Raw genomic sequence first — 18,638 nt, 5'->3', positions numbered from 1 at the left:
TTTCTATGAAGTTCACCGACGGACAATGGATGCTGCAGCCCGGCGTCACCGCGCACTACGCGGCCGAGGCCTATGCAGTGGAGGTCCATGACGACGCCCTGGTGGTGCTGGCCACCACACGCCCGATCAAGCATCGCGGCGACACGCTGCAAGGCCCCACGCTGACCGTGACTCTGAGCTCGCCGATCGCCGGCGTGATCCGCGTGCGGGTCGAGCACTTCTCGGCTTCCGAGGCGCCCCGCCTCGGCGTGCCGATGCCCGGTGCGGGCAGGCCCCATGTGCAGATCGAAGACACCGAGACCCGCGCCACGCTGCGCTCCGGCGGCCTGTCGGTCGACGTGCGCAAGGGCGAAGGCTGGGGGTTGACCTTCCGCGAAGGTGAGCGCGTGCTGACGCGCAGCGACTGGCGCGGCCTGGGCTACATCCAGTGGGCAGGCGCCCACGGCGAGAAGAGCAGCTACGTGCACGAGCAGCTCACGCTGGCCGTCGGCGAAAGCGTCTACGGCCTGGGCGAGCGCTTCACACCCTGGGTGAAGAACGGGCAAGTGGTCGAGAACGTCAACAAGGACGGCGGCACCGCCTGCGAGCAGGCCTACAAGAGCGTGCCGTTCTACCTGACCAGCCGCGGCTACGGCGTGCTGGTGAACGAGGCCGGCCCGGTGTCGTTCGAGGTCGCGTCGGAGAAGACGACGCGGGTGCAGTTCAGCCGCCAGGGCGAGAGCCTCGACTACTGCGTGATCGCCGGCCCCACCCAGAAGGACGTGGTGCAGCGCCTGACCGCGCTCACCGGCCGCGCGCCGCTGCCGCCGGCCTGGACCTTCGGCCTGTGGATGACGACCTCGTTCACCACCCAGTACGACGAGGCGACCGCCACCCACTTCATCGACGAGATGAAGCGGCGCGAGCTGCCGCTGTCGGTCTTCCACTTCGACTGCTTCTGGATGCGTGAATTCCAGTGGTGCGATTTCGAGTGGGATCGCCGCGGCTTCCCCGACCCCGAGGGCATGCTGGCGCGCCTGCACGCCAAGGGCCTGAAGATCAGCCTCTGGATCAACCCGTACATCGCGCAGAAGTCGCCGCTGTTCGCCGACGGCGCGGCAAAGGGCTACTTCCTCAAGCGCCCGAACGGTCTCACCTGGCAGACCGACCTCTGGCAGCCCGGCATGGCCATCGTCGACTTCACGAACCCCGCCGCGGCGGCCTGGTACCAGGGCCACCTGCGCCGGCTGCTGGCCATGGGCGTCGATTGCTTCAAGACCGATTTCGGCGAGCGCATCCCGAGCGAGGGCGTGGTCTACCACGATGGCGCCGACCCGGTGGAGATGCACAACCTCTACGCGCTGAAGTACAACGAGGTCGTGTTCGACCTGCTGCGCGAGGTCAAGGGCGACGAGGCGGTGGTGTTCGCGCGCTCGACCTATGCCTCGGGCCAGCGCTTCCCGGTGCACTGGGGCGGCGACTGCTGGTCGAACTTCGAATCGATGGCCGAGAGCCTGCGCGGCGGCCTGTCGCTCACGAGCTGCGGCTTTGCCTTCTGGAGCCACGACATCGGCGGCTTCGAGGGCAACCCGCCGCCGGCCGTGTACAAGCGCTGGCTGCAGTTCGGCCTGCTGTCCTCGCACAGCCGCCTGCACGGCAGCAGTTCGTACCGGGTGCCCTGGCTGGTCGACGAGGAAAGCTGCACGGTGCTGCAGGCCTTCACCCGCCTGAAGCACCGCCTGATGCCCTACCTCTACGCCAAGGCCATCGAGGCGACCGAGACCGGGGTGCCGGTGATGCGTTCGATGGTGATGGAGCATCCGCACGACCCCGGCTGCACCACGCTCGACCGCCAGTACCACCTGGGCGAATCGCTGCTGGTGGCGCCGGTGTTCACCGACAGCGGCGAGGTGGATTTCTACCTGCCCGAGGGCAGCTGGACGCACCTGCTGACGGGGGACGTGAAGGCGGGCGGCCGCTGGCACCGCGAGACGCACGACTTCCTCGGCCTGCCGCTGTACGTGGCGCCGAACACCGTGCTGCCGTGGGGCGCAGAAACGGAGCGGCCGGACTACGACTATGCGCAGGGCGTGACCCTGCGCGTGTTCGCCCTCGCCGATGGGGCGACCGCCCCGTTCGCGGTGGCCTCGCCGGATGGCCGCATCGCGGCCCGCGGCACGGTCAGCCGCCAGGGCCGGCGCTACACGGCCAGCGTCACGGAAGGGGCGCTGCACCAGTGGCGCCTGGACGTCGACGGGCGGCGCAGCCCGGTGCAGGCCGCGTCGACCTCGCTGAGCTGGGACGACTAGGGTTCCGATGGCGAAACGGCACGTTCACCGGCCCTTCCTGGGCGGGGTGCTGCTGGGCGCGAGCCTGGCAGCCGGCTCCGCCTGGGGCAATTGCGGGCCCGATGCCCTGGGCACCTCGCGCACCTTGGTTCTCAAGCGTGAAGGGGCGGCCTATGGCCGGGCCCAGCACGAAGCCCTGCCGCTCGAACCCGGCGAGGTGGTGATCACCTTCGATGACGGGCCACGGCCCGAATCGACCCCGGCCGTGCTGCAGGCGCTGCAGGCGCAGTGCGTGCGGGCGACCTTCTTCATGAACGGCGAGCCGCTGGCTCGCCACCGCGAACTCGCCCAGCGCGTGCGCGCCGAAGGCCATTCGGTGGGCATGCATGGCTATCAGCACCCGCATTTCGCGGCGATGGCCGAGGCAGAGCAGCTGGCCGATCTGGCAGCGATGCAGCAGGCCTACCAGCAGGTCTTCGGCGCCAGCGCGCCGGCCTACCGCTTTCCGTTCCTGGAGGAGACGCCCACGCTGATGGCGGCGCTGAAGGCGCAGGCGGTCACCGTGATGTCGGTCGACGCCGGCATCGACGACTGGCTGCCCGACCAGACCCCGCAGGTGCTGGCCGACCGGCTGGTCGAGCGGCTGCAGCGCAGCGGCGGCGGGATCATCCTGCTGCACGACGCGCAGGACCAGACGGCGGCGGCGTTGCCGCTGCTGCTCAAGACCCTGAAGGAGCAGGGCTTGCGGGTCGTGCACCTCGAGTGGGCGGCAGCGGGCTCCATCCAGGTCAACCAGGTCGGCTTCCTGCCGGGCGCTGCGAAGTGGGCAGTCGTACCCGACGTCGCGGCCACCGGCTTCGAGGTGGTCGATGCCGGAACCGGCGCCGCCGCGCTCCGCGGCACGCTGGGCGCAGCGGCCATCTGGGAACCGGCGCAGGAGTCGGTCAGGCTGGCGGATTTCTCCTCGCTGGCGGTGCCGGGCACCTACCGGCTGCGCGTCGAGGGCCTGGCCGATTCGCCCCCCTTCACGATCGCGGCCGATGCCTACGCGGCGCTCAATGCCGCCAGCATCAAGGCCTTCTATTTCAACCGTGCCAGCACGGCGCTGCTGCCGGGGCAGGCCGGCGTGTATGCCCGCGAGGCGGGGCACCCGGACACCCAGGTGCATATCCATGCCTCGGCCGCCGGCCCGGGGCGCCCCGAAGGCACCGTGATCTCCAGCCCCAAGGGCTGGTACGACGCGGGCGACTACAACAAGTACATCGTCAACTCGGGCATCACGACCTACACGCTGCTCGCCGCCTACGAGCACTTTCCGGCGCTCTTCCAGAAGCAGACGCTGAACATTCCCGAGAGCGGCAACGCCATCCCCGACCTGCTCGATGAAGCGCTGTGGAACCTCGAGTGGATGCTCACGATGCAGGATCCGGCCGATGGCGGGGTCTACCACAAGCTCACCGACAAGGGCTTCGACGGCCTGGTCATGCCGCACCAGGCCACCAGCCCGCGCTACGTGGTGCAGAAGACCACGGCTGCGGCGCTGGATTTTGCCGCGGTGATGGCCACGGCCAGCCGTGTCTTCGCCGGCTTCGAGGCGCAGCGCCCCGGGCTCGCGGCGCGCATGCGCGCCGCCGCACTCGCCGCCTGGGGCTGGGCCGACAAGCACCCCGACGTGATCTACCGCCAACCGCCCGACATCCACACCGGCGGCTATGACGACAGCGAGCTCGAAGACGAGTTCGCCTGGGCCGCTGCAGAGCTGTACATCACCACCCGCGACGACAGCTTCTACGCCGCGATGAAGCCCGAGCGCCTGCCTGCAGGCGTGCCGGGCTGGAACGATGTCGGCGGGCTGGCCTGGATGTCGCTGGCGCACCATCGCCAACGGCTCACCCCCGCGGCCGACCAGCGTTTGATCGCCGAGCGCATCGGTGGCCTGGCCAGGCAGCTCGCCGCCGCGTGGGCGTCCTCGCCCTACCGCATCGGTCTGAACCACGCCAAGGACATGAACTGGGGCAGCAACGCCGGCCTGCTCAACCAGGCCATGATGCTCATCCAGGGCTACCGCCTCACGGGCGACCGCCAGCAGCTCGATGCCGCGCAGTCGGCGCTGGACTACGTGCTCGGCCGCAACGCGCTGGTCACTTCGATGGTGACCGGGTTCGGCGCCCGCTCGCCGCAGCATCCGCACCATCGCCCCTCCGAGGCCGATGGCGTGGCCGCGCCGGTGCCCGGCTTCATCGTTGGCGGGCCCAACGCCGGCCGGCAGGACGCCGCCAACTGCCCCGTGCCCTACGCATCCACGGAACCGGCCAAGGCCTGGCTCGACCATGTCTGCAGCTACGCCAGCAACGAGATCGCGATCAACTGGAACGCGCCGTTGGTGTACGTGTCGGCGGCGGTGCAGGTGCTGAGCGCGAACCGATGACGAAACGACGCACGAGACTGCGCGGCATGGCCACGCTCGCGGCCGGTGCCCTGGCATGGCTGGCCGTCGCACCGGCCATGGCAGGCGGGTGGATCCTGGCCGAGAGCGAGCACTTCACGCTCCACAGCAGCGCCCAGGAATCCGTCACCCGCGAGTACCTGCAGCAGCTCGAAGCCTTCCGCTGGCTGAGCATGAAGCTGCTCGGGGCCGACGAGAAGAGCGTGCGGGCCCAGGCCCGATTCGACATCTACCTGCTCGAGGGCGAGCGCGCGCTGCATGCCTTGCGCCCCGATCTGCCCGACAACGCGGCCGGCCTCTACACCTATTGCGCCGAGGGCGCGGTCGCCTACGCCACCAAGGCGTCCCGCCTGGGGCCGGATGGATGGGACTGGGGCCGCCTCGTGCTGCAGCACGAGTACGCGCATCACCTGATGTTCCAGTACGGGACCATGGCCTACCCCTCGTGGTACGTCGAGGGCTTCGCCGAGTACATGGGCACCGCCGCGCTGGAAAACGGCACGATCTCGCTGGGCGGCCCTCACGAGGCGCGGCTGCCCATCCTGGCAACGCCGCCTTGGCTGCCGTTCGACGAGGTGCTGCGGTGGAACAGCCGCCAGAGCGGCGCGTCCAGCCGATTCGAGGTCGAGCGCTTCTATGCGCAGGCCTGGTTGCTGACGCACTACATGCTCAGCGACGACAAGCGTGCGCAGCAGCTGGCGGCTTATTTCAGCCGCGCCGGCGATGGTGATGACCCGGTCAAGGCCTTCGAGGCGGCGACCGGCATCGCGGTGGCCGATCTGCAGCGGCTGCTCGAGCACTACCGCCGCGCGCTGCCGATGGTGAAAGTGCGCAGCCAGGAGATGCCCCAGCCGGCCATCCGCACCACGAAGCTCGACGATGACGCCGCCGGCTACGCGCTGGATGCGTCGCTGCTGCGCACCTGCCCGAAGCCGGCGCCGGGCCAGGCCGTTCTCGAGCGCCTGCGGCTGCAGGCGCAGAAGTCGGCTTCGGTCGACCCGACGCTCACCTTGGTCCTGGCGCGGGCCGAAACGATGTTCGGCGACCCTGCGGCGGCCGTGCGCATGCTGGAGGGCGCGGTCAGCGCCGACAACGCGCCGGCCGAGGCGCACTACCTGCTGGCGCGTGCGCTGACCCGCCAGGCCGAGAAGCTGGCGGGCGATGAGCAGCGTGCGGCGCAGGAGCAGGCGCGCAGCCACCTGTTCAAGGCCTACCGCCTCAAGAAGGACGATGCGCCCACGCTCCATCACCTGGCCCGTGCCTTGGCCGAGAAGGGCATCGACCAGAACGTCGTGAACGCCGCCCGCGCCGCACGCCTGCTGGCCCCGTCGGTCGGCGACTATGCCGTCTTCGAGGCTCGCGCCGACCTGGGGGTCGGCGACCGCGAGCACGCCATCCGGGCGCTGGTGCCGCTGGCGACCGACTCGCACCAGCCCGAGCGTGCCGCGCGCATGCGCCAGGCCATCGATGCCATCCGCGGCGGCAAGAGCGCCGGCGAGGTGGCTTCGATGATGAACCCACCGCCTTGATTTCCCCCATGAACCCCAACACTTCCGCCGAGCGGACGACATCAGCCCGGCACCCGCTCACCTGGGTGCCCTCGCTCTACCTGGCGATGGGCTTGCCCAACGTCACCGTCGGCGTGGTCGCGGCGATCATCTTCAAGAACCTCGGCGTCTCGAACGAGGACATCGCGCTCTACACCTCGCAGATGTACCTGCCGTGGGTGCTGAAGCCCTTCTGGTCACCGTTTCTCGAGCCCTTCAAGACCAAGCGCTGGTGGGTGATCAGCATGGAATTCACCATGATGGCCTCGCTGGGCATGGTGGCGTTCTGCCTGCCGCTCGACGGGTTCTTCCAGGCCTCGCTGGCCTTCTTCTGGATCACCGGCTTCGCCTCGGCCACGCAGGACATCGTCGCCGACGGTGTCTTCATGACCACGATGCCGCTGCGCGACCAGGCCCGCTACTCGGGCCTGCAAGGCATGTGCTGGAACATGGGCGCCGTCATCGCCTCGGGCCTGCTGGTCTCGCTCACCGGCTGGCTGCACAACCGCATGGGCCTGTCATGGGTGCACTGCTGGATGCTGGTCATGGCCGGCACCGCGCTGGTGATGGGCGCCTTCGGCCTGTGGCACCTGCGGGTGCTGCCGCCGGGCGCGCCGTCGACCGTGCAGGGGCAGGGCTTCCGGTCGGCGTTTCCGGCGCTGCGCGACTCGTGGGTGACGTTCTTCCAGAAGCCGAGCATCTGGATGATGCTGGCGGTGATCTTCTTCTACCGGTTCGGCGAAGGCTTCATCGAGAAGTTCGGCCCGCTGTTCATGCTCGACCCGCGCAGTGCCGGCGGGCTGGGCCTCGACAACGAATCGCTCGGTTTCATCAACGGCACGGTGGGCACGATCGCCTTCATCGTGGGCGCCTTCCTCGGCGGCTTCCTGGTGGCCCGCCTGACGCTGCCGCGCGCGTTCCTGCTGCTGGCCCTGGTGCTGAACCTGCCGCACGTGACCTACTTCTACCTGAGCCACGCGATGCCGGACAACCTCGTGTGGATCGGCGCCATCATCGCGATCGAGAAGTTCGGCTTCGGCATGGGCTCGGTCGGCCACATGCTCTACATGATGCAGCAGATCGCGCCGGGGCCGTTCAAGATGACCCACTACGCCTTTGCCACCGGTGTGATGGCCATGACCAAGTGGGCCACCGGCACCGTCAGCGGCTGGGTCTACGGTGCCTTCGATCACCACTACGCCACGTTCTTCGGCTTCGTGCTGGTCGCGTCCATCCCGCCCGTCATCCTCGCGTGGCTCGCGCCGTTCCCGCACAAGGACCCGCACGACCACGCGCCTTGAAATGAGAGAGGGGACTCTTGCAGCGGACCGGCAAAGCCGGATCCGCGCAATTGCCTTGGAAGCTTGGTGTCTTCGCGACTAAAGCCAGCCGCCGTCGACGACGAACTCCTGCGCGGTGCACATGCGCGCGTCGTCGGAAGCGAGGAAGAGCACCATCGCCGCGACGTCTTCGGGCTGCAGCCGGTCGGGCAGGCACTGGTTGCGGTCGATCTCGCGTTCGCCCTCGGGCGTCAGCCACAGCGCCTTCTGCCGCTCGGTCATCACCCAGCCTGGCGAGACGGTGTTGACGCGGATGCGGTCGCGCCCGAGCTGCGCCGCGGTGCCGCGCGTCAGCCCGTTGACCGCCGACTTGGCGATCGCGTAACACGGGTAGGCGCTTTCCTTGATCTGCCAGCCGATCGAGCCGAGGTTGACGACCGAGCCGCCGCCCAGCCGCTTCATGCCCGGCACCACGGCCTGCAGCGCAAAGTAGGCGGCACGCTGGTTGATCGCGACCCGCTCGTCGTAATAGGCCGGCGTGACGCCTTCGATCGTGTGGCGCTCGTCGCTCGCGACGTTGTTGACCAGGGCGTGGAAATCGCCGAGCACCGCCGCTGCGGCGGCGATCGCCGCCTGCAGCGCCGCCACGTCGCGCACGTCACAACGCTGCCACCACGGGCGCGCGAGGCCGGCTGCGGCGAGCTGCTCCGCCAGCTGCGCGCTCTCGGCCTCGGCCACGTCGACGAAGGCCACGCGCGCACCTTGTTCGGTGAACGCACGCACGATCGCCGCGCCGATGCCGGAGCCGCCGCCGGTGACGAAGACACTGCGGCCCTGCAGGCCGGGGTAACGGGCGCCGTTGCGGCGCAAAGTGGGTTCAGACATGACGATGAATCCTACGCGTGCGGTCGTATCCGCTCCAATGGTTTGTCCGGCAGAACCTATGCCGGAATCCATATAGAGCGCCCCAAAGATCTCATTTCATGGGGATGGGTGCGCGACGTACGATTCGCGCCCCAGGGGACCTCACTGACGAACATCCCCCACCCGAGGAGACACCGGATGAACATTCGCACCCTGAACACCTGGCTCGCCGCCTTCGGGCTCGCCACCGCCGCCTGGAGCCTGCCCGCCGCCGCGCAGGACAAGGGCACGATCGGCGTCTCGATGCCGACCAAGAGCTCGGCACGCTGGATCGCCGACGGCGACAACATGGTCAAGGTCTTCAAGGAACGCGGCTACAAGACCGACCTGCAGTACGCCGACGACGACATCCCGAACCAGCTCGCGCAGATCGAGAACATGATCACCAAGGGCGCGAAGGTGCTCGTGATCGCCGCGATCGACGGCACCACGCTGTCCGGCGCCTTGCAGAAGGCGGCCGACAAGGGCGTCAAGGTGATCGCCTACGACCGGCTGATCCGCGGCACGAAGAACGTCGACTACTACACCACCTTCGACAACTTCCAGGTCGGCGTGCTGCAGGCCAGCTCGATCGTCGACAAGCTCGGGCTGAAGCAGGGCAAGGGGCCGTTCAACATCGAGCTGTTCGGCGGCTCGCCCGACGACAACAACGCCTTCTTCTTCTACGACGGCGCGATGTCGGTGCTCAAGCCCTACCTCGACGGCGGCAAGCTCGTCGTGCGCAGCAAGCAGCTGGGCATGGGCAAGGTCGGCACGCTGCGCTGGGACGGCGCGGTCGCGCAGGCCCGCATGGACAACCTGCTGTCGGCCTTCTACGGCAAGGACAAGCTGCACGCCGTGCTGTCGCCCTACGACGGCATGTCGATCGGCATCCTGTCGTCGCTCAAGGGCGTGGGCTACTGCACCGCGCAGCAACCGTGCCCGGTGGTCAGCGGCCAGGACGCCGAGGTGCCGTCGGTCAAGTCGATCCTGAAGGGCGAGCAGTCTTCGACGGTGTTCAAGGACACGCGTGACCTGGCCCGCGTGACGGCCAACCTGGTCGATGCCGTGGTCGCGGGCAAGGCGCCCGAGATCAACGACACCAAGACCTACAACAACGGCGTCAAGGTCGTGCCGGCCTATCTGCTCAAGCCGGTCGCGGTGGACGCGACGAACTGGAAGAAGGTCCTCGTCGACAGCGGCTACTACAAGGACGGCCAGATCAAGTAAGCCCGGCCGCAGCGAAAGCGGGGGATCGAATGGCACAAGGAGACGAGTTGGACGACACGATCCTCGACATGCGCGGCATCAGCAAGCGCTTCCACGGCGTGGCGGCGCTCCAGAACGTGAACCTCACGGTGCGCCGCGGCGAGATCCATGCGGTGGTCGGCGAGAACGGCGCCGGCAAGTCGACGCTGATGAAGGTGCTGTCGGGCGTCTACCCGCACCCCGAGTACGACGGCGAGATCCGCTACCTGGGCCAGGAACGGCGTTTTCGCGGCATCGCCGACAGCGAGCAGCAGGGCATCATCATCATCCACCAGGAGCTCGCGCTGGTGCCGCTGCTGTCGATCGCCGAAAACATCTTCCTCGGCCACGAGCCGGCTCGCTTCGGCGTGATCGACTGGATCGCCGCCCACAAGAAGACGCGCGACCTGCTGGCCCGCGTGGGCCTGCGGGAATCGCCCGCGACGCGGGTCGACGACATCGGCGTCGGCAAGCAGCAGTTGGTCGAGATCGCCAAGGCGCTGGCCAAGGAAGTCAAGCTGCTCATCCTCGACGAGCCGACCGCGAGCCTGAACGAGACCGACAGCGAAGCGCTGCTGCAACTACTGCTGGAGCTGAAGGCGCAGGGCATCTCGTGCATCCTGATCTCGCACAAGCTCAACGAGATCGGCAAGGTGGCCGACGCGATCACCGTGCTGCGTGACGGCGCGACGGTGGCGATGCTCGACTGTCGCGAGGCGCCGGCCAGCGAGGACCTGATCATTCGCGCGATGGTCGGCCGCGAGATGGCCGACCGCTACCCCAAGCGCACGCCGAAGATCGGCGAGGTGCTGTTCGAGCTGCGCGACTGGCGCGTGCGCCACCCGCTGCACCCCGAGCGCGAGGTCGTCAAGGGCGTGAACCTGAACGTGCGCCGCGGCGAGATCGTCGGCATCGCCGGCTTGATGGGCGCGGGCCGCACCGAGCTCGCGATGAGCGTGTTCGGCCGCTCCTGGGGCCACCGCATCACCGGCACGGCGCTGATGGGCGGCCAGCCGGTCGACCTGTCCAGCGTGCAGAAGGCCGTGAACGCCGGCCTGGCCTACGTCACCGAGGATCGCAAGGCACTCGGCCTGGTGCTGAACGAATCGATCGCGTGCAACACCACGCTGGCCAACCTGCCGGGCGTGTCGCGCCACGGCGTGATCGACGAGGGCCGCGAGTTCACCGTGGCCAACGACTTCCGCGCCCGGCTGGCCACGCGCTGCGCCGGCGTGCACCAGAGCGTGGTCAACCTCTCGGGCGGCAACCAGCAGAAGGTCGTGCTCGCCAAGTGGCTGTTCGCCAACCCCAAGCTGCTGATCCTCGACGAGCCGACGCGGGGCATCGACGTGGGCGCGAAGTTCGAGATCTATGCGCTGATCGCCCGCCTGGCCGAGGAGGGCCGCTCGATCCTGGTGATCTCGTCCGAGATGCCCGAGTTGCTGGGCCTGTGCGACCGCCTTTATGTGATGAACGAGGGCGAGCTGATCGCCGAGATGAACGCTGCCGAAGCCACGCAGGAAAAGATCATGCGCGCGATCGTTGGAGCCTGAACCATGGAACAGACCTTGAGCACCCCTGCGAGCCGCGCCCCCGCGCGCACCGGCCATTTCCTGAAGCAGAACCTGCGCGAGTACGGGATGCTGATCTCGCTCGTCGCGATCATGGCGTTCTTCCAGGTCTTCACCGACGGCACGCTGCTGCAGCCGTTGAACCTGACCAACCTGGTGCTGCAGAACAGCTACATCGTGATCATGGCGCTCGGCATGCTGCTGGTGATCGTGGCCGGCCACATCGACCTGTCGGTGGGCTCGGTGAGCGGCTTCGTCGGCGCACTCGCCGCGGTGCTGATGGTCAATCACGAGTGGCACTTCGTGCCCGCCAGCCTGGTGTGCCTGGCGGTCGGCGGCCTGATCGGCGCCGCGCAGGGCTGGTTCGTGGCCTGGTTCAGGATCCCGTCGTTCATCGTCACGCTGGCCGGCATGCTGGTGTTCAAGGGCCTGGCGCTGGCGCTGCTGGAAGGCCAGTCGGTCGGGCCGTTCCCGGAAGCGTTCCAGCACCTGAGCTCCGGCTTCATCCCCGACCCGCTGGGCGGCAGCGAGCTGCGCCTGACCTCGCTGCTGCTCAGCGCCGGCGTGGCGCTGGCGATGGTGGCGATCGGCTGGCGCGCGCGCAGCCACCAGCAGATGCATGGCATGGAGGTCGAGCCGACGCCCCTGTTCGCCGTGCGCAACGCGGTGTTCACCGCGATCATCGTCGCGCTCGCCTGGCTGATGGCCTCGTACAAGGGCCTGCCCAACGTGCTGATCGTGATGTTCGCGCTGATGGTGGTCTATCACTTCGTCACGACTCGCACCACCGTCGGCCGGCGCATCTACGCGCTGGGCGGCAACGAGAAGGCGGCGCGGCTGTCGGGCATCCGCACCGAGCGCCTGTCCTTCCTCGCCTTCGTCAACATGGGCGTGCTCGCGGCGCTGGCCGGCCTGGTGTTCGCGGCGCGCCTGAACACCGCCACGCCGAAGGCCGGCCTCGGCTTCGAGCTCGACGTGATCGCCGCCTGCTTCATCGGCGGCGCCTCGGCTTCGGGCGGCGTCGGCAAGGTGATGGGCGCGGTGATCGGCGCCTTCGTGATGGGCGTGATGAACAACGGCATGTCCATCCTCGGCATCGGCATCGACTACCAGCAGGTGATCAAGGGGCTGGTGCTGCTCGCGGCCGTTTGCGTGGACGTCTACAACAAGAACAAGGCCTGAGTCGCAGGGCGCCGGCGAGCGGGGTCGAACGCCGGGGGGGCAGGGCAGACCTGCAACGGTTGCGCGTGGGCCGGCGGCTTGGGGCACGTTCTCCGGCCCACCACGCGGGGCACCGTTTGCAGACTGCAAGCGGCTCTCCATCAACACGGTTTCCTCTTGCCGCCATGGGAGGCTACCGCGAATGGGGCCTGCGATCGTGCCCCAAGCCACCGACCCAAGGCACTCGCGCGGCATGCCACGGCGAGGCCTGCCAACGACGGTGCCTGCAGGGCGGTGGTGGTGCCCCCGGGCGCAGGCCCCATTCGCGGTAGCCTCCCATGCATCCAGGGCACCACCGTGTTGATGCGGCTGTCCGTGACCCACCTCGACGGTGCCCCGCGTGGTGGGCCGGAGAACGGGGGCGCCGCCACCGCTCGGCTCGCCACCAGCGTTGCAGACAACTAGCCCGGCACTGAACGAAGCTGGCGCCAAGTCAAGTCCGGGTAATCAGGGGTCTTCCTGACTTGCATCAACCCGAGGTGCGCCTTTATCATTTACCGACCGTCCGGTAAATTAACTCGGGCGGCACCACGGAGACCCCGCGCATGCCCGTCAAGACGCCTGCCCCCGGCGAGCTCGAAGCCATCGAGACCGCCAGCCGCGACGAGATCTCGGCGCTGCAACTGCAGCGGCTGAAAGCCACGCTGGAGCGCGTCTATGCGAACGTGCCGCACTACCGGGCGGCGTTCGACGCGAAGGGCGTCCACCCGTCGGACCTGACCTCGCTGGCCGACCTGGCGAAGTTCCCGTTCACGACCAAGCACGACCTGCGCGCCAACTACCCCTTCGGCATGTTCGCGGTGCCGCGTGAGCAGGTGGCGCGCATCCACGCCTCGTCGGGCACGACCGGCAAGCCGACCGTCGTCGGCTACACGAAGAACGACATCGAGATGTGGGCCGGGCTGGTGGCGCGCTCGATCCGCGCGGCCGGCGGCCGCCCGGGCGACATCTGCCACATCGCCTACGGCTACGGCCTGTTCACCGGCGGCCTGGGCGCGCACTACGGCGCCGAGAAGATGGGCTGCACGGTGATCCCGATGTCGGGCGGGCAGACGGAAAAGCAGGTCCAGCTGATCCGCGATTTCCAGCCCGACATCATCATGGTCACGCCGAGCTACATGCAGGTGATCATCGAGGAATTCCGCCGCCAAGGGCTGGACCCGCGCGAGATGTCGGTCAAGGTCGGCATCTTCGGCGCCGAGCCCTGGACCGAGGCGATGCGCGCGCAGATCGAGGGCGACGCCGCGATCGACGCGGTCGACATCTACGGCCTGTCCGAGGTGATGGGCCCGGGCGTGGCCAGCGAGTGCGTCGAGAGCAAGGACGGCCCGGTGATCTGGGAAGACCACTTCTACCCCGAGATCATCAATCCCGAGACCGGTGAGGTGCTGCCCGACGGCAGCGAGGGCGAGCTGGTCTTCACCTCGCTGACCAAAGAGGCCTTTCCGATCGTGCGCTACCGCACCCGCGACCTGACGCGCCTGCTGCCGCCCACCGCGCGCGCGATGCGCCGCATGGGCAAGATCGTCGGCCGCTCCGACGACATGCTGATCATCCGCGGCGTCAACATGTTCCCGACCCAGATCGAGGAGCTGGTGCTGCAGACGGAGGGCCTGTCAGGCCAGTACCAGATCGTCGTCACCCGCCAGGGTGCGCTCGACGAGGTCGAGGTCAGGACCGAGCTGCTGCCCTCGCACGCCGCCGCCGACCGCGGCGAGATCGCCAAGACGCTGCAGCACCGCATCAAGACGCTGATCGGCGTCAGCACCCGCGTCGACATCGGCGCACCGGATTCGATCGAACGCACCTTGGTCGGCAAGGCGCGTCGCGTGATAGACAAGCGGCCGCGCTGAGCGCGATCGCGTCGACAAGCGACCCAAGCAAAGGAACACGCCATGTACACCCAGGCGATGGACACCGCGTCGAAGGAAGAGCTCCAGGCCCTGCGGCCGTCCGTGCGCTCGGCCGAGGAGGCGGTGCTGGAAGAGCGCTTCGACGCGCGCATCGACGACGGCGCCTTCATCGAGGCCAAGGACTGGATGCCCGAGCACTACCGCAAGACGCTGGTGCGCCAGATCAGCCAGCATGCGCACTCCGAGATCGTCGGCATGCTGCCCGAGGGCAACTGGGTCACGCGCGCGCCCTCGCTCAAGCGCAAGGCCATCCTGCTGGCGAAGATCCAGGACGAGGGCGGCCACGGCCTGTACCTCTACGCCGCCGCCGAGACGCTGGGCACCAGCCGCGACCAGATGCTCGAGGCGCTGCACACCGGCAAGGCCAAGTACAGCTCGATCTTCAACTACCCGACGCTGACCTGGGCCGACGTCGGCGTGATCGGCTGGCTGGTCGACGGCGCGGCGATCATGAACCAGATCCCCCTGTGCCGCTGCTCGTATGCGCCGTATGCGCGGGCCATGATCCGCGTGTGCAAGGAAGAGAGCTTCCACCAGCGCCAGGGCTTCGACGCGCTGAACGTGATGATGCGCGCGGGCACCGATGCGCAGAAGGCGATGGTGCAGGATGCCGTGAATCGCTGGTGGTGGCCGAGCCTGATGATGTTCGGCCCGCACGACAGCGACAGCCCGAACAGCGCGCAGTCGATGCGCTGGGGCATCAAGCGCATCAGCAACGACGACCTGCGCCAGAAGTTCGTCGATGCGACCGTTGAGCAGGCCAAGGTGCTGGGCGTCACGCTGCCCGATCCGCTGCTGAAGTGGAACGCCGAGCGCGAGCACTACGACTTCGGCCCGATTGACTGGGCCGAGTTCTGGCGCGTGGTCGGCGGCGACGGCGCCTGCAACCGCGAGCGGCTGCAGGCCCGCGTCGATGCGTGGGATGAGGGCGCATGGGTACGCGACGGCGCGCTCGCCCATGCTCGCAAGCAACTGACGAAGGCCGCGGCGGCCTGACCCCCAAGGAGACACCAGATGAGTGACGTGAAGAACGAATGGCCGCTGTGGGAAGTGTTCGTGCGCCCGAAGGCCGGCCTGGACCACAAGCATTGCGGCAGCCTGCATGCGGCCGACGCCAAGATGGCGGTGCAGATGGCGCGTGACGTCTACACCCGCCGCCTCGAAGGCACCAGCGTCTGGGTCGTGCGCTCGGACCAGATCGTCGCCTCCGACCCGGCCGACAAGGGCATGCTCTTCGACCCGGCCGAGGACAAGGTCTACCGTCACCCGACGTTCTACGAGCTGCCCGAAGCCGTGAACCACATGTGAACGGACGGACCGCCCGATGACCCCCTCGATCACCCCACCGTCAGACTTGCGCGCGCGCTACCTGCTGCGCATCGCCGACACCTGCCTGATCCACGCCCAGCGCCTTGCCGAATGGTGCGGCCACGGCCCCATCCTCGAAGAGGACATGGCGCTGACCAACATGGCGCTCGATCTGGTCGGCCAGGCCCGTGCACTGCTGACCCACATCGGCCAGGCCGCGCCGGTCAAGCTCGATGAAGACCAGCTTGCCTTCTTGCGCGAGGAGCGCGACTACCTGAACATGACGCTGGCCGAGCTGCCCGGCCGCAAGGGCGGGCGCGACTTCGCCGACACCACGCTGCGCAACCTGATGCTCGGCCAGTGGCTGCTGCTGGTGTGGCAGCGTCTGCAGGCCAGCAGCGATGCCGAGGTGGCCGCGATCGCCGCCAAGGCCGTCAAGGAAGCGCGTTACCACGTCGAGCATGCGGCAGGCTGGGTCGTGCGGCTGGGCGACGGCACCGAGGAATCGGCGCGCCGCATGCAGCAGGCGCTGGATCGGCTGTGGCTCTACACGCCCGAGCTGTTCGATGCAGACGAGGCCGATGCTCAGGCCTCGGCCACCGGGCTGGGCCCCGCGCGCGACACGCTGCGCACCGACTGGCAGGCGGCCCTCGGTGCCGTGCTGGCCGAGGCGCAGCTGGCGTTGCCGAAGGACAGCGCCTTCCGCTCCACCGGCAGCCGCGGCGTCCACAGCGAGCACCTGGGCTACATGCTGGCCGAGATGCAGCACCTGCAGCGCGCCTACCCGGGCGGCAAGTGGTGAACACGAAGACGGCGCTGTTCCCTGCGCCCGAGCTGCCGGCTGACCCGCGCTGGGCGCTGCCGGCCACGCCGGCGCGCCGCGTTGGCGAGGGCCGCATCGAGCGCGCCTGGGGCGTGCTTGGCGGCGTGCCGGACCCGGAGGTGCCGGCCCTGTCGGTCGTCGACCTCGGGCTGGTGCGCGAAATCGCCGAGGCCGGTGCCGGCTTGTCGGTGATCGTCACGCCGACCTACTCCGGCTGCCCCGCCACCGAGGTCATCAACGAGGCCATCCGCCAGGCGCTGGAAGACGACGGCCTGGGCCCGATCGAAGTCACCACGCGCCGCTCGCCGGCCTGGACGACCGACTGGATGAGCGACGCCGGCCGCGCGCGGCTCGCCGCCTACGGCATCGCACCGCCGGGGCGCTGCGGCGAGGCGTCCACGGCCGCGTCGCCGATCCGCATCCGCCCGCGCAACGTGGCGTGCCCGCGCTGCGGCAGCGCCGAGACCGAGCGGCTGTCGGCCTACGGCTCCACGGCCTGCAAGGCGCTCTACCGCTGCCTGGCCTGCCAGGAGCCTTTCGAACACTTCAAGCCCATCTGACATGACGACGCTCCACTTCCACCCGCTGCGTGTGCGCGAAGTCCGCCCCGACACCGACGAGGCGATGATCGTCTCGTTCGACGTGCCGGCCGAAGAGGCCGAGCTGTTCAAGTTCACGCAAGGCCAGTACCTGACGGTGCGGCATGACGTGGACGGGCAGGACGTGCGCCGCTCGTACTCGATCTGCGCGGGGCTGGACGACGGCGAGCTGCGTGTCGGCGTGCGCAAGGTTGCCGGCGGCATCTTCTCGAACTGGCTGCACCAGCACCTGAAGGCCGGCGACACGCTGCAGGTGATGCCGCCGCAGGGCAAGTTCTTCGTGCCGCTGGCGCCGGAGCAATCGCGCCACTACCTGGGCCTGGCCGGCGGCAGCGGCATCACGCCGATCCTGTCGATCATGAAGACGGTGCTGGCGCGCGAGCCGGACAGCCGGTTCACGCTGGTCTACGGCAACCGCCGCGCCGCGTCGACCATGTTCAAGGAAGAGCTGGAAGACCTGAAGAACCGCTACATGACGCGGTTGACGCTGCACCATGTGTTCAGCGACGAGCAGGTCGACTCGCCCCTGAACATGGGCATGATGAACCGCGACAAGATCGCCGAGTTCCTGCGCACCGTGGTCGACGTGAAGCACATCGACCACGCCTTCGTCTGCGGCCCCTACGCGATGAACGACGAGGGCGAGGCGGCACTGCTCGAGGCCGGCCTGGCACAGGAGCGCATCCACATCGAGCGCTTCGGCATCGCGCTGCAATCGGCGGGCGACCTGGCCAAGCTGCATGCGCCGAAGGAAGGCGACGCCGACAACGCCACCATCACCGTGGTGCGCGACGGCCTGACCCGCGACATCACCTTCCACAAGACCGACCCCAGCATCCTCGACGCGGCCGCGTCCGCGGGCATGGACGTGCCGTTCTCCTGCAAGTCCGGCGTCTGCGGCACCTGCCGCGCCAAGCTGCTCGACGGCCAGGTGCGGATGGACCGCAACTTCGCGCTGGAGAAGGCAGAGGTGGCGGCGGGCTTCATCCTCACCTGCCAGGCGCACCCGCTGACGCCTTGCGTGACGGTGTCGTTTGATGAGCGATGAATCGTGGGCCAATTCGCGAGGGGCGACGCGGGCTGGGAGCAGGTACCCGCTCGGGCTCATGAGTCCGCGCCCTCGGCCTGAAGGCCGAGGGTTCCCTGTGGTGCTCGGGCTTGTGGCCACTGTCGAACTCGCTCCGCTCACTGGCGTTCGCTGTGCTCGAACAATCGCCAGTGAGTCAGTTAACGAAGCGCGCTGGCGCGCGCAGCCACAAGCCCTGCGCTCCTCGGCGCTGCCTAAATCGCCCGGGCGGGTACCGGCTCCCAGCCTGCAATCGTCGGTGGCGTGGCACGGCGCTTGTATTCAAACCGCACCACTGCTCCAACGATGGACTCGGCCGGGGGCCGGCAGGCGGTGAGGCGATTTCGAGGCGCCGAAGCGCGCAGCGTTCGTGGCAGCGAGCGCTGCGAGCCTCGTAGACTGACTCGCCGGCGATTGTCTGAACGAAGCGAACGCAGTGAGCGAAG

14 protein-coding genes are annotated in these 18,638 nt (G+C 68.6%); 13 read left to right on the top strand and 1 reads right to left on the bottom strand.

Annotation, left to right across the window (positions count from 1 at the left end; all coding sequences use genetic code 11):
• Positions 1-5 precede the first annotated feature (5 nt).
• From yicI to VJ693_RS12095, 4 genes are read left to right on the top strand one after another with little or no spacing between them, the layout of a single operon-like run.
• Positions 6-2,288 (top strand): alpha-xylosidase, encoded by a 2,283-nt coding sequence (yicI, locus tag VJ693_RS12110; RefSeq protein ID WP_324154442.1) that lies wholly within the window; start codon positions 6-8, stop codon positions 2,286-2,288.
• Between the two features lie 7 nt (positions 2,289-2,295).
• Positions 2,296-4,695 (top strand): glycoside hydrolase family 9 protein, encoded by a 2,400-nt coding sequence (locus VJ693_RS12105; RefSeq protein WP_324154440.1) that lies wholly within the window; start codon positions 2,296-2,298, stop codon positions 4,693-4,695.
• Positions 4,692-6,242, top strand: a complete 1,551-nt coding sequence (locus tag VJ693_RS12100) for a hypothetical protein (RefSeq protein WP_324154438.1) — start codon at positions 4,692-4,694, stop codon at positions 6,240-6,242. The genes VJ693_RS12105 and VJ693_RS12100 overlap by 4 nt, the downstream gene beginning before the upstream one ends.
• Positions 6,243-6,250: 8 nt before the next feature.
• The gene (locus tag VJ693_RS12095; RefSeq protein ID WP_324154436.1) at positions 6,251-7,561 is read left to right on the top strand and encodes an MFS transporter; all 1,311 of its coding nucleotides are present in this window, start codon (positions 6,251-6,253) and stop codon (positions 7,559-7,561) included.
• A 78-nt stretch (positions 7,562-7,639) separates the two neighbouring features.
• On the opposite strand, the gene VJ693_RS12090 is transcribed toward VJ693_RS12095, so the two are convergent.
• Positions 7,640-8,425, bottom strand: coding sequence for an SDR family NAD(P)-dependent oxidoreductase (locus tag VJ693_RS12090; protein ID WP_324154435.1), 786 nt, complete (start codon positions 8,423-8,425; stop codon positions 7,640-7,642).
• Positions 8,426-8,602: 177 nt separating this feature from the next.
• Between VJ693_RS12090 and chvE the strand changes: the two genes are divergently transcribed.
• From chvE to paaE, 9 genes are all read left to right on the top strand, one after another.
• On the top strand, positions 8,603-9,673 hold the full coding sequence (chvE, locus tag VJ693_RS12085) for a multiple monosaccharide ABC transporter substrate-binding protein (RefSeq protein WP_324154433.1): 1,071 nt from the start codon (positions 8,603-8,605) through the stop codon (positions 9,671-9,673).
• A gap of 29 nt (positions 9,674-9,702) precedes the next feature.
• Positions 9,703-11,244 carry a multiple monosaccharide ABC transporter ATP-binding protein gene (mmsA, locus tag VJ693_RS12080; protein WP_324154431.1) on the top strand — a complete coding sequence of 514 codons (1,542 nt, stop codon included), beginning with the start codon at positions 9,703-9,705 and terminating at the stop codon, positions 11,242-11,244.
• Positions 11,245-11,259: 15 nt separating this feature from the next.
• Positions 11,260-12,444: a multiple monosaccharide ABC transporter permease gene (gene mmsB, locus VJ693_RS12075; protein WP_414652268.1), complete on the top strand. Its 1,185-nt coding sequence runs from the start codon at positions 11,260-11,262 to the stop codon at positions 12,442-12,444.
• Positions 12,445-13,028: 584 nt separating this feature from the next.
• Complete coding sequence (gene paaK / locus VJ693_RS12070; RefSeq protein WP_324154428.1) at positions 13,029-14,336, top strand: phenylacetate--CoA ligase PaaK; 1,308 nt, start codon at positions 13,029-13,031, stop codon at positions 14,334-14,336.
• Between the two features lie 42 nt (positions 14,337-14,378).
• On the top strand, positions 14,379-15,392 hold the full coding sequence (paaA, locus tag VJ693_RS12065) for a 1,2-phenylacetyl-CoA epoxidase subunit PaaA (RefSeq protein WP_324154426.1): 1,014 nt from the start codon (positions 14,379-14,381) through the stop codon (positions 15,390-15,392).
• A gap of 18 nt (positions 15,393-15,410) precedes the next feature.
• Positions 15,411-15,704 (top strand): 1,2-phenylacetyl-CoA epoxidase subunit PaaB, encoded by a 294-nt coding sequence (gene paaB / locus VJ693_RS12060; protein ID WP_324154424.1) that lies wholly within the window; start codon positions 15,411-15,413, stop codon positions 15,702-15,704.
• A 16-nt stretch (positions 15,705-15,720) separates the two neighbouring features.
• Positions 15,721-16,506 (top strand): 1,2-phenylacetyl-CoA epoxidase subunit PaaC, encoded by a 786-nt coding sequence (gene paaC, locus VJ693_RS12055; protein WP_324154422.1) that lies wholly within the window; start codon positions 15,721-15,723, stop codon positions 16,504-16,506.
• 32 nt (positions 16,507-16,538) lie between these two features.
• Positions 16,539-17,087 carry a 1,2-phenylacetyl-CoA epoxidase subunit PaaD gene (gene paaD, locus VJ693_RS12050; RefSeq protein ID WP_414652269.1) on the top strand — a complete coding sequence of 183 codons (549 nt, stop codon included), beginning with the start codon at positions 16,539-16,541 and terminating at the stop codon, positions 17,085-17,087.
• Position 17,088: 1 nt separating this feature from the next.
• Positions 17,089-18,174 carry a 1,2-phenylacetyl-CoA epoxidase subunit PaaE gene (gene paaE / locus VJ693_RS12045; RefSeq protein ID WP_324154420.1) on the top strand — a complete coding sequence of 362 codons (1,086 nt, stop codon included), beginning with the start codon at positions 17,089-17,091 and terminating at the stop codon, positions 18,172-18,174.
• Positions 18,175-18,638 lie beyond the last annotated feature (464 nt).

It is taken from the genome of Ideonella sp., assembly GCF_035254525.1.
Classification (GTDB): Bacteria; Pseudomonadota; Gammaproteobacteria; order Burkholderiales; family Burkholderiaceae_C; genus Ideonella.
The sequence above is the reverse complement of the archived record's forward strand: the minus strand, read 5'-3'. Positions and strand labels throughout refer to the sequence as shown.

What these genes read in the sequence shown, in the direction of transcription:
- yicI (WP_324154442.1), top strand. Translation starts at nt 6, where the DNA reads ATGAAGTTCACCGACGGACAATGGATGCTGCAGCCCGGCGTCACCGCG.
- VJ693_RS12105 (WP_324154440.1), top strand. Translation starts at nt 2,296, where the DNA reads ATGGCGAAACGGCACGTTCACCGGCCCTTCCTGGGCGGGGTGCTGCTG.
- VJ693_RS12100 (WP_324154438.1), top strand. Translation starts at nt 4,692, where the DNA reads ATGACGAAACGACGCACGAGACTGCGCGGCATGGCCACGCTCGCGGCC.
- VJ693_RS12095 (WP_324154436.1), top strand. Translation starts at nt 6,251, where the DNA reads ATGAACCCCAACACTTCCGCCGAGCGGACGACATCAGCCCGGCACCCG.
- VJ693_RS12090 (WP_324154435.1), bottom strand. Translation starts at nt 8,425, where the DNA reads ATGTCTGAACCCACTTTGCGCCGCAACGGCGCCCGTTACCCCGGCCTG.
- chvE (WP_324154433.1), top strand. Translation starts at nt 8,603, where the DNA reads ATGAACATTCGCACCCTGAACACCTGGCTCGCCGCCTTCGGGCTCGCC.
- mmsA (WP_324154431.1), top strand. Translation starts at nt 9,703, where the DNA reads ATGGCACAAGGAGACGAGTTGGACGACACGATCCTCGACATGCGCGGC.
- paaK (WP_324154428.1), top strand. Translation starts at nt 13,029, where the DNA reads ATGCCCGTCAAGACGCCTGCCCCCGGCGAGCTCGAAGCCATCGAGACC.
- paaA (WP_324154426.1), top strand. Translation starts at nt 14,379, where the DNA reads ATGTACACCCAGGCGATGGACACCGCGTCGAAGGAAGAGCTCCAGGCC.
- paaB (WP_324154424.1), top strand. Translation starts at nt 15,411, where the DNA reads ATGAGTGACGTGAAGAACGAATGGCCGCTGTGGGAAGTGTTCGTGCGC.
- paaC (WP_324154422.1), top strand. Translation starts at nt 15,721, where the DNA reads ATGACCCCCTCGATCACCCCACCGTCAGACTTGCGCGCGCGCTACCTG.
- paaE (WP_324154420.1), top strand. Translation starts at nt 17,089, where the DNA reads ATGACGACGCTCCACTTCCACCCGCTGCGTGTGCGCGAAGTCCGCCCC.